The organism is Microbacterium sp. MEC084 (assembly GCF_004514465.2).
GTDB lineage: Bacteria > Actinomycetota > Actinomycetes > Actinomycetales > Microbacteriaceae > Microbacterium.
Genome location: NZ_MYFP02000006.1, coordinates 48850 through 63198, shown reverse-complemented (window position 1 = coordinate 63198; position 14349 = coordinate 48850). Strand labels below are relative to the sequence as shown.

11 protein-coding genes are annotated in these 14349 nt (G+C 71.2%); 5 read left to right on the top strand and 6 right to left on the bottom strand.

What is annotated here, in order from left to right; genetic code table 11:
- Positions 1-44: 44 nt before the first annotated feature.
- The gene (locus B5M43_RS07915; protein WP_055991385.1) at positions 45-272 is read right to left on the bottom strand and encodes a hypothetical protein; all 228 of its coding nucleotides are present in this window, start codon (positions 270-272) and stop codon (positions 45-47) included.
- Positions 269-877 (bottom strand): transcriptional regulator, encoded by a 609-nt coding sequence (locus tag B5M43_RS07910; protein ID WP_055991382.1) that lies wholly within the window; start codon positions 875-877, stop codon positions 269-271. The genes B5M43_RS07915 and B5M43_RS07910 overlap by 4 nt, the downstream gene beginning before the upstream one ends.
- Before the next feature lie 84 nt (positions 878-961).
- On the opposite strand from B5M43_RS07910, the gene B5M43_RS07905 reads away from it, so the two are divergent.
- Entirely contained in the window at positions 962-3025 is a 2064-nt protein-coding gene (locus B5M43_RS07905) for a M3 family metallopeptidase (protein WP_134745500.1), read from the top strand.
- A gap of 77 nt (positions 3026-3102) precedes the next feature.
- Positions 3103-3666, top strand: a complete 564-nt coding sequence (locus B5M43_RS07900) for a hypothetical protein (RefSeq protein ID WP_200941094.1) — start codon at positions 3103-3105, stop codon at positions 3664-3666.
- Positions 3667-3670: 4 nt separating this feature from the next.
- On the opposite strand, the gene clpX is transcribed toward B5M43_RS07900, so the two are convergent.
- The 4 genes from clpX to B5M43_RS07880 all read right to left on the bottom strand — a co-directional run bounded on the left by clpX (position 3671) and on the right by B5M43_RS07880 (position 7959).
- Positions 3671-4942, bottom strand: coding sequence for an ATP-dependent Clp protease ATP-binding subunit ClpX (gene clpX / locus B5M43_RS07895; RefSeq protein ID WP_134745499.1), 1272 nt, complete (start codon positions 4940-4942; stop codon positions 3671-3673).
- 121 nt (positions 4943-5063) lie between these two features.
- On the bottom strand, positions 5064-6536 hold the full coding sequence (locus B5M43_RS07890; protein ID WP_055991370.1) for an APC family permease: 1473 nt from the start codon (positions 6534-6536) through the stop codon (positions 5064-5066).
- Positions 6537-6668: 132 nt separating this feature from the next.
- Positions 6669-7334 carry an ATP-dependent Clp protease proteolytic subunit gene (locus B5M43_RS07885; protein WP_055991367.1) on the bottom strand — a complete coding sequence of 222 codons (666 nt, stop codon included), beginning with the start codon at positions 7332-7334 and terminating at the stop codon, positions 6669-6671.
- A 31-nt stretch (positions 7335-7365) separates the two neighbouring features.
- On the bottom strand, positions 7366-7959 hold the full coding sequence (locus tag B5M43_RS07880) for an ATP-dependent Clp protease proteolytic subunit (protein WP_055991364.1): 594 nt from the start codon (positions 7957-7959) through the stop codon (positions 7366-7368).
- 220 nt (positions 7960-8179) lie between these two features.
- Between B5M43_RS07880 and glgX the strand changes: the two genes are divergently transcribed.
- From glgX to treZ, 3 genes are read left to right on the top strand one after another with little or no spacing between them, the layout of a single operon-like run.
- Positions 8180-10345, top strand: a complete 2166-nt coding sequence (gene glgX, locus B5M43_RS07875; protein WP_055991362.1) for a glycogen debranching protein GlgX — start codon at positions 8180-8182, stop codon at positions 10343-10345.
- Entirely contained in the window at positions 10342-12636 is a 2295-nt protein-coding gene (treY, locus tag B5M43_RS07870; RefSeq protein ID WP_134745497.1) for a malto-oligosyltrehalose synthase, read from the top strand. The genes glgX and treY overlap by 4 nt, the downstream gene beginning before the upstream one ends.
- Entirely contained in the window at positions 12633-14345 is a 1713-nt protein-coding gene (gene treZ / locus B5M43_RS07865; protein WP_134745496.1) for a malto-oligosyltrehalose trehalohydrolase, read from the top strand. Before treY ends, treZ begins: the two co-directional genes overlap by 4 nt.
- The last annotated feature ends 4 nt before the right edge of the window (positions 14346-14349 follow it).

Genomic DNA, 14349 nt, shown 5'->3' with positions numbered 1-14349 from the left:
GGCGCCGGGGATCATCGATCCGCGGCGCCTTCGTCGTCACTCCCTCAAAGCCGCGGCAGCGTGCGCGCCGACGCGTGCGCGGCGGCCATGCGCGCCTCGCCGAGCAGCCGCTCGCGCTCGAGGTCGGCCATCAGCCGCGCGCCGCGGCGCATCGCCTGCCGGTGGATGTGCGCCGCCAGCGCGTCGGCCGCACGCAGGGCGAGGCGCTCCGCCGTCGTGATCCGCAGCGAGGGCATCGCGGCGGTCGGCTTGGGGAAGGAGACGGCGGTCATGCGGTGCCTCCGATCTCGGGCAGGGGGAACAGGTCGGCACGGATGCTCACGGCCCGCACGTCGTCGCCCTGCTGATCCCGATAGCGCGCCCCGGCCTCGCGCACGAGCTCCTCGATCTGCTTTCCCAGGGCCGCGAGCTGATCCGGGTTCATCCGGGTCGTGGTCGTGAACGACGCGCTGACCTCCCGCCAGGCCTCCGGCTCGCGATCGATGCGGCTCGTGAAGAACTCCTCCAGCTCCTGCGCGCGGCGGCGATGGAACTCGGCGGTCGCGGCCTGCAGCGCGGCGCGGCCGGCGGGCGAGCGGGTCTCCTCCGTGTCGCCGAACGCGAGCGACTCGTGCGGACGCTCCCACCAGCGCTCGCGCCCCGTGCTGCGCTCGGGGATCTCGCGGATGAGGTCCTGGCGCGCGAGGATCCGCAGGTGGTAGCTCGTCGAGCCGGACGACTCGCCCGTGAGCTCCGCGAGGGTGCTGGAGGTCTGGGGGCCGTTCTGACTCAGGATGTCGAGGATCCGCATCCGCAGCGGATGGGCCAGCGCACGCAGCGCGGCGACGCCGAGCACGCGATGCTCTCGCGCCTCGGTGGTCTCGCTCTTGTCGTCCATGGCATCGACCGTACAGTTGCAAAGCGTTCTTTGCAAGCATTTCTTTGCAGAGACTCGGCGGCACCGCGTCGTAGGGTGGGACGCATGACCGAGGCGCCCGAGTTCAACCCCCTGCTCGCCCCCTCGCCCCTGCCGTACGGGGTGCCCGACTACGCCGCGATCCGGCCGGAGCACTACCTCCCGGCATTCGAGGCAGCCTTCGCCGAGCATCGCGCCGAGATCGAGGCGATCGCCACCCGCGAGGACGAGCCGACGTTCGACAATACGATGGTCGCGCTGGAGCGGGCCGGCGCCCTGCTGGAGCGCGTGCTGCTCGCCTTCTACACGGTGAGCGCGGCCGACGCGACGCCCGCGATCCAGGACGTCGACGAGCGGCTCGCGCCCCTGATGTCGGCCCACACCGACGCCATCGAGCTCGATGCCCGCCTGTACGCGCGCATCCGCGCCCTGCACGACCGCATCGAGGAGCTCGGCCTGGAGCCCGAGGAGCGCCGCCTGGTCGAGCGGCACTTCCGCGAGATGACCCACGCGGGAGCCGCGCTCGATGACGACACGAAAGCGCGCCTCACCGAGCTGAACCGGCGCCTGTCGGAGCTCACCAACCAGTTCGAGAAGAACCTGCTCGCCGACACCAACGACCTCGCGGTCGTCTTCGACGACGCCGCGGCGCTCGACGGGCTGACGCCGGGCGAGCTGTCCGCCGCGAAGCAGGCGGCGCGCGACCGCGGTCTGGACGGCCGGCTGCTGGTCACCCTCACGCTCTTCTCCGGCCACCCCTACCTGGCGCAGCTCACGGACCGCGCGGCGCGCGAGCGGATCATGGCCGCCTCGCTCGCCCGCGGCTCGCGCGGCGACGCGCATGACAACGGCCCCGTGCTCCTCGAGATCGTGCGTCTGCGCGCGCAGCGCGCGCGGCTGCTCGGCTACGCGTCGCACGCGGCCTACGTGACCGCCGATCAGACGGCCGGCACACCGGAGGCGGTCCGCGGCCTGCTGCTCGACCTCGCGGCGCCGGCGGCCCGCAACGCGCGGGCAGAGAAGGCCGCGCTGCAGCGGCTGGTCGACGAGACCGAGCCGGAGCCGTATGAGCTCGCCGCGCACGACTGGGACTTCTGGACCGAGCGGGTCCGGGCCGCCGAGTACGACCTCGACACGACCGCGCTGCGCCCGTGGTTCGAGGCAGAGCGCGTGCTGCGCGACGGCGTGTTCCACGCCGCGACCCTGCTGTACGGCGTGACCTTCCGCGAGCGGGCGGACATCCCGGCCTACCACCCGGATGCGCGCACGTTCGAGGTCGTGAACGAGGACGGCTCGCCGCTCGGGCTCTACGTGCTCGACCTCTACACGCGCGACTCGAAGCACGGCGGCGCATGGATGAACTCGATCGTGAAGCAGTCCCGGCTGCGCGGCACCCAGCCCGTGGTGGTCAACAACCTCAACGTCCCCAAGCCCGCCCCCGGAGAGCCGACGCTGCTGACGCTGGATCAGGTCACCACGCTCTTCCACGAGTTCGGGCACGCGCTGCACGGCCTGTTCGCGACCGTGACCTACCCGCACTTCGCGGCCACGGCCGTGCATCGCGACTTCGTCGAGTTCCCCAGCCAGGTCAACGAGATGTGGATCCTCTGGCCGGAGGTGCTCGCGAACTACGCCGTGCACCACGAGACCGGGGAGCCGCTCCCTGGCGACGTGGTCGAGAGGCTGCGGGCCACGGAGTCGTTCAACCAGGGCTTCGCGACCAGCGAGTACCTCGCCGCCGCCTGGCTGGATCAGGCATGGCACTCGCTGTCGCCGGAGGAGGCCGAGTCCGTGACCGACGTCGCGGCGTTCGAGGCCGCGGCGCTGGCCGAGATCGGCCTGGACGACCCCGCGGTCCCCCCGCGCTACTCGTCGACGTACTTCGCCCACGTGTTCTCGGGCGGGTACAGCGCCGGCTACTACTCGTACATCTGGGCCGAGGTGCTCGACGCTGACACGGTCGAGTGGTTCCGCGAGAACGGCGGCCTCGCGCGCGGGAGCGGCGACCGGTTCCGCCGGCGCCTGCTCGGCGTCGGCGGTTCGAAGGATCCGCTCGAGGCCTACCGCGACTTCCGCGGGCGAGACGCCGAGATCGCGCCGCTGCTGAGGCGGCGGGGCCTCACGGGCTGAGGCCTGTCGGCGGCGCCCCCGCCGGGTCTACGCTTCGCGCAGGGGGGCCGACGGGAGGCGCCATGTACCTGAGGACCGTGTCTGACGAAGAGGCGGACGGAGAGATCGCGGAGGTCTACGCGGCGGAGCGGGAGGCCATGGGATCCGTCATGAACGCGACCCGGAGCCTCTCGGCCAGACCGGACCTCATCGCTCCCGTGGAGCGCCTCCTCCACCAGATGCGCGACGGCTTCTCGCTGGGTCTGGAGGCCTTCCGCATGATCACGCTGGTGGTCGCCAAGCACGTGCCGTCCAGCTACTGCAGCCACGTGTACTTCCGCGGCCTCACGCGCTTCGTCGGCCGCGATCGCGCCCTGGCCATCCAGGCGGACCACCGCAGCGCGGGCCTCAGCGAGCGGGACGTCGCGATGCTGGACTACGCGGAGCAGATCGCGGTCGACGCCTCCCGGATCCGCGAGAGCGACATCACGCGGCTGCGTGAGGTGGGCTTCAGCGACCTCGAGATCGCCGACATCGCGTACGCGGCCGCGTTCCGATGCTTCCTGAGCCGCTACTTCGACGCGGTCGGCGCGGAGGCCGAGCCGGAGTTCCTCGACGAGGACGCCGAGGTGCGCTCGCGGCTCGCCGTCGGCAAGCCCTGACGCGTCAGGCGCTCTTCTTCTTCTGGGCCAGGACGAGGGTCGGCTCGGCGCCGTCCTCGACCGCGGCGCGCGTGATGACGACCTTGGCCACGTCGTCGCTCGAGGGGATCTCGAACATGATCGGGCCGAGCACGTCCTCCAGGATCGCACGCAGGCCGCGCGCGCCGGTCTTGCGCAGCACCGCGAGGTCGGCGATCGCACGGAGCGCCTCCTCCTCGAACTCGAGCTGCACGCCGTCGAGCTCGAACATGCGCTGGTACTGCTTGACCAGCGCGTTGCGCGGCGCGGTCAGGATCTCCATGAGCGCGTGCTGGTCGAGCGGCTGCACCGAGGCGATCACGGGCAGGCGTCCGATGAACTCGGGGATCAGGCCGAACTTGTGCAGGTCCTCCGGCAGCACCTCGCCGAACAGCGCGCTGTCGTCGCTCTTGTCGTGCAGCGGGGCGCCGAAGCCGACGCCGTGCTTGCCGACGCGCGACGAGATGATGTCCTCGAGTCCGGCGAACGCCCCCGCGACGATGAACAGGACGTTCGTCGTGTCGATCTGGATGAACTCCTGGTGCGGGTGCTTGCGGCCGCCCTGCGGCGGCACCGAGGCGACCGTGCCCTCGAGGATCTTCAGCAGCGCCTGCTGCACGCCCTCGCCCGAGACGTCGCGCGTGATCGACGGGTTCTCGGCCTTGCGGGCGATCTTGTCGACCTCGTCGATGTAGATGATGCCGGTCTCGGCGCGCTTGACGTCGAAGTCCGCGGCCTGGAGCAGCTTGAGCAGGATGTTCTCGACGTCCTCGCCCACGTACCCGGCCTCGGTGAGGGCCGTCGCGTCGGCCACGGCGAACGGCACGTTCAGGCGCTTCGCGAGGGTCTGGGCGAGATAGGTCTTGCCGCAGCCGGTCGGGCCGAGCATCAGGATGTTGCTCTTGGCGACCTCGACGTCCTCGGCCTTCTGGTCGGCGGGCTTCAGCTCGCCGCGCGCGCGGACGCGCTTGTAGTGGTTGTAGACCGCGACCGCGAGCGCGCGCTTGGCGGGCTCCTGGCCGACGACGTACTCCTCGAGGAACTGGAAGATCTCGCGCGGCTTCGGCAAGTCGAACTCCGCGACCTCTCCCCCGCCCTGGGACTCGGCCATCCGCTCTTCGATGATCTCGTTGCAGAGCTCGACGCACTCGTCGCAGATGTAGACGCCGGGGCCGGCGATCAGCTGCTGGACCTGCTTCTGGCTCTTCCCGCAGAAGGAGCACTTGAACAGGTCGGCGCTCTCACCGATGCGAGCCATGTGTCCTCCTCGGGCCTTTCCGTTCGAGCTTCCACGAGCCTAACCGCTGCCGCCGACACCGGGCCGCGACGCGCGACGTATTCGGTGACAGTCCTGTCACGGTCCGTCGCACGGACTCGGGTCAGCCCTTCGCCGAGCGCCCGCGGCGAGCGGCGATCTCCGCGATCAGGATCGCCTCGGTGTCGGGCCCGGCCTTGATGCCGCTCGGGAGCCGGAGCGCGAACACCACGCCGACGACCATCCAGACCGCGAAGATCAGGTACGACTGCCAGGCGAGCGTGATGCTGATGGGTGTGAGACCGGGGATGTAGAGCAGGAACAGCAGCACGCACAGCACGGTCGCCGCGACGCCCACGACCATCCCGGTCGTGCGCCCGCGCCCCACGCGGAACGGGCGCGACATCCCCGGGTCCTTGACGCGCAGCAGGCAGAACGACAGCGCGACGAGCGCGTACGCGAGCACGATCATCGGCGAGCCGCCGTCGACGGCCCAGCCCAGCACCGCGGTGCCGCCGAAGGGGGCGAGCACCGACAGCGCGCCGATGAAGAGCAGCGCGTTCGACGGCGTGCGGTACTTCGGGTGCACCTTCCCGAACCACTCCGGGATCATGCCCGAGACCGACATCGCCCACAGCAGGCGCGACGCTCCCAGCAGGAAGCCGATCCACGAGGTCAGGATGCCGGCCAGGCCCCCCGCGATCACGACCCGTCCCCAGAAGTCCGCGCCCAGCATGATGGCCAGCGCGTCGGCGGTCACGAGGTCGAACGAGGCCAGCTCGCTCGCCGGCATGGCCAGCGAGGTGACGTAGATCACCACGAGGTAGAACGCCACGGCCATCGCGACGGACAGGATGAGCACCCGTCCGATCCGTTTCGGCGGCAGGTCGATCTCCTCGGCCGCCTGCGGGATCACGTCGAAGCCGACGAACAGGAACGGCACGGCGCCGAGCACGATCGCGAACCCCGCGACGCCGCCGACGAAGTGCGGCTCGGTGTTGGCGACGTCGCCGCCCGCGAACCCTCCGAAGACCAGGAGCGCCGCGACCAGGAGGAGGAAAGACACCACGAAGGTCTGCACGAGCGACGTGATCTTCACGCCGCGGATGTTGATCCACGTCACGACGACCGCGGCCACGACGCCGACGAGCGCCCACGGCAGCCCGACCTCGAAGCCCGCGACGGTGTACATCGGCATGAGCGAGGCGAGGCCCGGGAACAGGTAGTCGAACGTGCGCGGCGTCGCGACGGCCTCGAACAGGATGACCGTGATGTAGCCGCCCGTGATGGCCCACGACCCGAGCATCGACCAGCGCGGTCCCATGCCCCGCATGAGGTAGTTGTGCTCGCCGCCCGCGTGCGGCATGGCCGACACGAGCTCCGAGTACACCAGGCCGACGAGGACCATGATGGCCCCGCCGACGATGAACGCGAGCATGGCTCCCCACGTGCCCGCGGAGGTGAGCCAGCCGCTGGTCAGCGTGATCCAGCCGAAGCCGATCATGGCGCCGAAGCCGACGAACAGCGCGTCGACCGATCCCATCGCCTTCACGAACACGCCGTCGCGGCGCCCGCCCCTGGTCTGAACGCTCGTCATGCTCCCCCCTTCGATCCGCTCCGTCGCGGCCCATGGTCCCGGGCCGGGGTTTCGAGGACGTTACCGCGGAGATACGACGACGCCCCGGATCCCACGCGGGATCCGGGGCGTCGGGCCGACGGAGGTCGGCGACTACTTGGCGATCGCCTGGCGCTTGCGGGTCGTGAGCACCTGGTCGACGAGGCCGTACTCGACCGCGTCGACCGCGCCGAGGATCTTGTCGCGGTCGATGTCCTTGTTGACCTGCTCGACCGAGCGGTTGGAGTGCTTCGACAGCGTCTCCTCGAGCCACGTGCGCATGCGCAGGATCTCGGCCGCCTGGATCTCGATGTCCGACGCCTGGCCGTGGCCGGCCTCGCCCACGGCGGGCTGGTGGATCAGGATGCGCGCGTTCGGCAGCGCCAGGCGCTTGCCGGGCGCGCCGGCCGCGAGCAGCACGGCCGCCGCGGAGGCCGCCTGTCCCAGGACCACGGTCTGGATCTGGGGCGAGATGTACTGCATCGTGTCGTAGATCGCCGTCATGGCCGTGAACGAGCCGCCGGGCGAGTTGATGTACATGATGATGTCGCGGTCCGGATCCTGGCTCTCCAGGACGAGCAGCTGCGCCATCACGTCGTCGGCCGACGCGTCGTCGACCTGCACGCCGAGGAAGATCACGCGGTCCTCGAACAGCTTGTTGTACGGGTCCTGACGCTTGTAGCCGTAGGCCGTGCGCTCCTCGAACTGGGGCAGGATGTAGCGGCTGCCGGGCATCTGCAGGCCCTGGGGCGACGTCTGGCCGGTGTAGGGGGTGTGCATCTTCGATACGTCCTTCTCTGTGGCTGCCGGCTCAGTTCGCCGCGCGGTCGGTGCCGCCGGCACCGGTGACGTCGACGGCGTGCTCGCGGATGTGGTCGACGAAGCCGTACGCGAGGGCCTCCTCGGCCGAGAACCAGCGGTCGCGGTCGCCGTCCTCGTTGATCTGCTCGACGGTCTTGCCGGTCTGTGCGGCCGTGATCTCGGCCAGGCGGCGCTTCATGTCGAGGATCAGCTGGGCCTGGGTCTGGATGTCGCTGGCCGTGCCGCCGAAGCCGCCGTGCGGCTGGTGCAGCAGCACGCGGGCGTTCGGGGTGATGTAGCGCTTGCCCTTGGTGCCGCTGGTGAGCAGGAGCTGACCCATCGAGGCGGCCATGCCGATGCCGACCGTGACGATGTCGTTCGGCACGAACTGCATGGTGTCGTAGATCGCCATGCCCGCAGTGATCGAGCCGCCGGGCGAGTTGATGTACAGGTAGATGTCCTTCTGCGAGTCCTCGGCGGCGAGCAGCAGGATCTTCGCGCAGATCTCGTTCGCGTTCTCGTCGCGCACCTCCGAGCCAAGCCAGATGATGCGGTCCTTCAGCAGCCGGTCGAAGACACTCTGTGCCATCAGCGGTTCGGGCATTCTCACTCCATTCAGTGGTGCGTCGATATGACCCTACCCGCGGGGTATCCGGGCCTCGCGCGTGTTCGCCGTGGGCATACGTTCGCGTCGCGGAGGCCCAGCGTGGGGCGCGCGATACCGGGTCCGCGCTCAACCGGCAAGCCCTTTTCCCGGCGTCCGGGACCCCGCTAGCGTCGAGCCGAGACCCTCCTCAGGACCACAACCAGAACGGCAGGTGCGCATGGAAACGTGGCCCGGACGTCCCTATCCCCTCGGCGCGACCTATGACGGCGACGGCACGAACTTCGCCCTCTTCAGCGAGGTCGCCGAGAAGGTCGAGCTGTGCCTGTTCGACGACGCGGGCACGGAGACGCGCGTGCCCCTCATCGAGGTCGACGCCAACGTGTGGCACGCGTACCTGCCCGACGTGGCCCCCGGCCAGGAGTACGGCTACCGCGTGCACGGGCCCTTCGACCCCGCGAACGGCCTGCGCTGCGACCCGAGCAAGCTGCTGGTCGACCCCTACGCCAAGGCGATGTCCGGCTCGATCGACTGGGATCCCGCCCTGTTCGACCACACGTTCGACGACCCCGACGTGCGCAACCAGGACGACTCGGCCCCGCACACCATGCGGTCGGTCGTGATCAATCCGTACTTCGACTGGCGCGGCGACCGCCGCCCCGGCACGCCGTACGGCCGCACTCTCATCTACGAGGCGCACGTGAAGGGCCTCACGGAGCTGCACCCCGAGATCCCCGAGGAGCAGCGCGGCACATACGCAGGCGTCGCGCATCCCGCGGTCATCGCGCACCTGCAGCGCCTGGGCATCACCGCGATCGAGCTGATGCCCGTGCACCAGTTCGTGCACGACTCGGTGCTGCTGGAGAGGGGGCTGCGCAACTACTGGGGCTACAACACGCTCGGGTTCCTCGCGCCCCACGGCGAGTACTCGTCCAGCGGGGACAAGGGCGAGCAGGTGCAGGAGTTCAAGGCCATGGTGCGCGCGCTGCACGCGGCCGGCATCGAGGTCATCCTGGACGTGGTCTACAACCACACCGCGGAGGGCAACCACCTGGGGCCGACCCTGTCGTTCAAGGGCATCGACAACGCCGCGTACTACCGCCTCGTGGAGGACGACAAGCAGTACTACATGGACTACACGGGCACGGGGAACACCCTCAACGTCCGCAACCCGCACTCGCTGCAGCTCATCATGGACTCGCTGCGCTACTGGGTGACCGAGATGCACGTCGACGGGTTCCGCTTCGACCTGGCCGCGACGCTCGCGCGGGAGTTCTACGAGGTCGACCGGCTCTCCAGCTTCTTCGACCTGGTGCAGCAGGATCCGGTGGTGTCGCAGGTCAAGCTGATCGCGGAGCCGTGGGACGTCGGCCCCGGCGGCTACCAGGTCGGCAACTTCCCGCCGCAGTGGACCGAGTGGAACGGCAAGTACCGCGACACGGTCCGGGACTTCTGGCGCGGCGAGCCGGCGACCCTGGGCGAGTTCGCGTCGCGCTTCACGGGCTCCGCGGACCTGTACGAGGCCAATGCGCGCCGCCCGATCGCGTCCATCAACTTCGTCACGGCGCACGACGGCTTCACGCTGCGCGACCTCGTGTCCTACAACGAGAAGCACAACGACGCGAACGGCGAGGGCGGCAAGGACGGCGAGTCGCACAACCGCTCGTACAACCTCGGCGTCGAGGGCCCGACGGACGATCCGGAGATCCTCGAGCTCCGCGCCCGCCAGCAGCGCAACATGATCGCGACCCTGCTGCTGTCGCAGGGCGTGCCGATGCTGCTCCACGGCGACGAGCTCGGCCGGACGCAGGAGGGCAACAACAACGGCTACGCGCAGGACACGCCGCTCAGCTGGATCCACTGGGACGAGGCCGACGAGCCGCTCATCGAGTTCACGGCCCACGTCGCCCGACTGCGCCGGGAGCACCCCGCATTCCGCCGCTGGGGCTACTTCGACGGGCGCGTCGTGTGGCGCGGCGAGGGCGGCCCGGTGCCGGACATCGCGTGGCTCCGCCCCGACGGCACGGCCATGGACGACAGCGACTGGCAGACGAGCTACGCGCGCTCGCTGGGCGTGTTCCTCAACGGCCAGGGCATCCACGAGCGCGGCTCGCGCGGCGAGCGGATCACGGACCGGCACTTCCTGATCTGCTTCAACGCGCACTCCGAGCCCGTGGACTTCACGCTGCCGGCCGCCGAGTACTGCGCGTCCTGGGAGATCGTGCTCAACACCGCGAACGGACCGGATCCGTCGCAGCGCGAGGCCGGCAGCGCCCTGCCGGTCGAGGCGCGCTCCGTGGTGGTGCTGCAGGAGTGGCGCGACCCCGAGGCGGCGACCGACTACTCCCCCGCCGCGTCGGTGCGCCACATGCGGGGCAAGGCATGAGCCGCCGCGTCCCCCGCGCCACCTACCGGCTCCAGATCCGCGAGGAGTTCCCGCTCGACGCCGCCGCGGAGATCGTCGGATACCTGGCGGATCTCGGGATCGACACCGTGTACCTCTCTCCGCTCCTGGCCAGCGAGCCGGGATCGAACCACGGCTACGACGTCGTCGACCACTCGAAGGTCGATCCGGCGCGCGGCGGCGCCGAGGGGCTGGCCCGCTTCGCGCAGGCGGCCCGCGACGCGGGCCTCGGCGTGCTCGCCGACGTCGTGCCGAACCACGTCGGCGTCGCGACGCCGCACCTCAATCCCTGGTGGTGGGACGTGCTGACGCACGGCCGCGGCTCGCGCTACGCCGACGCGTTCGACATCGACTGGGACGCGGGCGGCGGGCGCATCCGGATCCCGGTGCTGGGCGAGGACGACCCGCCCCTGCGGGTCGAGGACCGCACGCTGCGGTACTGGGATCACCGCTTCCCGCTCGCGCCGGGCACGGGCGACGACGGCGCCCCGCCCGCCGAGGTGCACGCGCGCCAGCACTACGAGCTCGTGCACTGGAGGCGCGGCGACTCCGAGCTGAACTACCGGCGCTTCTTCGCCGTCTCGACGCTCGCGGCGGTGCGGGTCGAGGTGCCGTGGGTGTTCGACGAGTCGCACGCCGAGATCCTGCGCTGGGTGCGCGAGGGGCTCGTGGACGGGCTGCGCATCGACCACCCGGACGGGCTCACGGACCCGGGCGGCTACCTCGAGCGGCTGGCCGAGGCGACGGACGGTGCGTACGTGCTGGTCGAGAAGATCCTCGAGCCCGGCGAGGAGCTGCCCGCCCACTGGGCGACGGCGGGCACCACGGGATACGACGCGCTCGGCGACGTCGACCGCGTGCTGGTCGACCCCGCCGGCCGGGGCGCGCTGGACGAGCTGGAGGTCGAATCGCGCGGCGGCGCCGTCGACTGGGCCGCCATGGTGCACGACGGCAAGCGCGCGATCGCCGACCGGCTGCTCCACGCCGAGGTGCGCCGGCTCGCCCGGCTGGTCCCGGATGGGCCGGATGCCGAGGACGCGCTCGCCGAGCTGCTCGCGTGCTTCCCGGTGTACCGCTCCTACCTGCCAGCCGGGATCGAGCACCTGCACGAGGCCGCGCACGCGGCGCGCGGGCGCCGCCCCGACCTCGCCGCCGCGATCGACCGCCTGCTGCCGGCGCTGTCGGATCCGGCGCACGCCGCGGCGATCCGGTTCCAGCAGACGTCCGGCGCCGTGATGGCCAAGGGCGTCGAGGACACCGCGTTCTACCGGTACGGGCGGCTCGCGTCGTTGAACGAGGTGGGCGGCGACCCGTCCGAGTTCGCGATCGACGTCGCGGAGTTCCACCGCCGCCAGCGCGTCCGGCAGGCCTCCTGGCCGCTGTCCATGACGACCCTGTCGACGCACGACACCAAGCGCGGCGAAGACACCCGCGCGCGGATCGACGCGCTGGCCGAGGTGCCCGGGCTCTGGGCCAGCACCCTGCGCACGCTGCGCGGCCGGGCGCCGCTCGGCGACGGGCCGTTGGAGGCGCTGCTGTGGGCCTCGATCCTCGGGGCGTGGCCGCTGTCCCGGGAGCGCGCGCACGCGTACGCCGAGAAGGCCGCCCGCGAGGCCGGCACGGGGACGACGTGGACGGAGCCCGACGAGGAGTTCGAGACGCGGCTGCACGCGCTCGTCGACGCGGCGTTCGACGACGACGTCGCCCGCACCGCGCTCGAGGAGTGCGTCGCGTTCGTGCAGGCGGCGGGATGGTCGAACTCCGTCTCGGCGAAGCTCCTCCAGCTGACGGCGCCGGGCGTCCCGGACGTCTACCAGGGCTCGGAGCTGTGGAACCGGTCGCTCGTCGACCCCGACAACCGGCTGCCCGTCGACTACGACGCGCGGCGCGCCATCCTGGAGGGGATCGGCTCGGGCGAGCTGCCCGAGCTGGACGAGACCGGAGCCGCCAAGCTCCTGGTCACGACCCGCGCCCTCCACGCGCGTCGCGACCGACCCGAGCTGTTCACCCGTTACGCGGGGCTGGAGGTCGTCGGTGCGGCCACGGACCACGCGATCGCGTTCGACCGGGGCGGGGCGGTCACCGTCGCGACGCGGCTCCCGATCGGCCTGGAGCGCCGCGGGGGCTGGGGCGACACGGTCGTGCTCGTGCCGCCCGGCCGCTACACCGAGACGATCACCGGGGAGAGCGTGCAGGGCGGGGCCGTCGGCCTGGCGGGCCTGCTGGCGCGATACCCCGTGGCCCTGCTGCTGCGTGAGGAGGACGCGTCGTGAGCTTCGAGCTGTGGGCGCCGCGCCCGGCGTCCGTCCGCCTGCTCCTGGACGGCGCCGAGCACGCCATGCGCCGAAACCCCGACGGCTGGTGGCGCGCGGACGTCGAGCAGCGGCCGGGGCAGGACTACGGCTTCCTGCTCGACGACGATCCGACCCCGCTGCCCGATCCCCGCTCGCTGCGGCAGCCGCGGGGCGTGCACGACCTGAGCCGGGTGCACGACCTCGGCGGCTTCGCGTGGACGGACGACCGCTGGACCGGCCGGCAGCTGGCCGGTTCGCTCATCTACGAGATGCATCTCGGCACCTTCACCCCCGAGGGCACGCTCGACGCCGCCATCGGCCGCCTGCCGCACCTGGTCGACCTCGGGGTCGACTTCGTCGAGCTGCTGCCGGTGAACTCCTTCAACGGCGACTGGAACTGGGGCTACGACGGGGTGTTCTGGTACGCGGTCGACGAGACCTACGGCGGCCCCGACGCCTATCGGCGGTTCGTCGACGCGTGCCACGCGGCGGGCCTGGCGGTCATCCAGGACGTCGTCTACAACCACCTCGGGCCCAGCGGCAACTACCTGCCGCGGTACGCGCCGTACCTGCGCGAGGACAGCGCCAACACGTGGGGCTCGTCGGTCGACCTGTCCCGCCGCGAGGTGCGCGACTACATCGTGGACAACGCGCTCATGTGGCTCCGGGACATGCACGTCGACGGCCTGCGACTGGACGCCGTGCACGCCCTGGTGGACGACTCCCCCACGCATCTGCTGCAGGAGATGGCCGAGCGGGTCGATGCGCTGAGCGCCCATCTGCGGCGCCCGCTCACGCTCATCGCCGAATCGGACATGAACGACCCGAAGCTGATCATGCCGCGCGAGGCGGGCGGGTACGGCCTGCACGCGCAGTGGAGCGACGACTACCACCACGCCGTGCACGTCGCGCTCACGGGCGAGACCGCCGGCTACTACGCCGACTTCGAGCCGATCGAGGCGCTGGCCAAGGCCGCCACGCGCGGGTTCTTCCACGACGGCACGTGGTCGTCGTTCCGGGAGCGCCGGCACGGCCACCCGATCCCGCCCGAGACCCCGACCTGGCGCCTGGTCGCGTACGCGCAGGACCACGACCAGATCGGCAACCGCGCCACCGGCGACCGGCTCTCGCAGACGCTGGACGACGACGCGCTCGCGATCTCCGCGATGCTCACCCTGGCCGGGCCGTTCACGCCCATGCTCTTCATGGGCGAGGAGTGGGCGGCTTCCACGCCGTGGCAGTTCTTCACGGCGCATCCGGAGCCGGACCTCGGTGCCGCCACGGCCAAGGGCCGCATCGCGGAGTTCGCACGGATGGGCTGGGACCCCGAGGTGGTCCCCGACCCGCAGGATCCGAAGACGTTCCGGCGATCCAAGCTCGACTGGGCCGAGCCGTACCCGGAGGAGGCCGGCGACTCGCGGCACACGCGGCTGCTGGCCGTGCACCGTGAGCTCGCCGCCCTGCGTCGCCGGGAGCCGGACCTCACCGACCCGCGGTTCTCCCGCCTGAGCGCCGAGTGGAGCGAGGATCCGCGGTGGATCCGCCTGCGCCGCGGCGCGCTCGAGATCGTCGTGAACCTCGCCGACGCGCCGCTGGAGATCGGCGAGCCGCGCGAGGTGCTGTTCGCGACGCGTCCGCTCGAGGCGGGCTCCGTGCCGCCGCGGTCCGGCGCGATCATCCGCGCCTGAGCAG

What these genes read in the sequence shown, in the direction of transcription:
- B5M43_RS07915 (WP_055991385.1), bottom strand. Translation starts at nt 272, where the DNA reads ATGACCGCCGTCTCCTTCCCCAAGCCGACCGCCGCGATGCCCTCGCTG.
- B5M43_RS07910 (WP_055991382.1), bottom strand. Translation starts at nt 877, where the DNA reads ATGGACGACAAGAGCGAGACCACCGAGGCGCGAGAGCATCGCGTGCTC.
- B5M43_RS07905 (WP_134745500.1), top strand. Translation starts at nt 962, where the DNA reads ATGACCGAGGCGCCCGAGTTCAACCCCCTGCTCGCCCCCTCGCCCCTG.
- clpX (WP_134745499.1), bottom strand. Translation starts at nt 4,942, where the DNA reads ATGGCTCGCATCGGTGAGAGCGCCGACCTGTTCAAGTGCTCCTTCTGC.
- B5M43_RS07890 (WP_055991370.1), bottom strand. Translation starts at nt 6,536, where the DNA reads ATGACGAGCGTTCAGACCAGGGGCGGGCGCCGCGACGGCGTGTTCGTG.
- B5M43_RS07885 (WP_055991367.1), bottom strand. Translation starts at nt 7,334, where the DNA reads ATGCACACCCCCTACACCGGCCAGACGTCGCCCCAGGGCCTGCAGATG.
- B5M43_RS07880 (WP_055991364.1), bottom strand. Translation starts at nt 7,959, where the DNA reads ATGCCCGAACCGCTGATGGCACAGAGTGTCTTCGACCGGCTGCTGAAG.
- glgX (WP_055991362.1), top strand. Translation starts at nt 8,180, where the DNA reads ATGGAAACGTGGCCCGGACGTCCCTATCCCCTCGGCGCGACCTATGAC.
- treY (WP_134745497.1), top strand. Translation starts at nt 10,342, where the DNA reads ATGAGCCGCCGCGTCCCCCGCGCCACCTACCGGCTCCAGATCCGCGAG.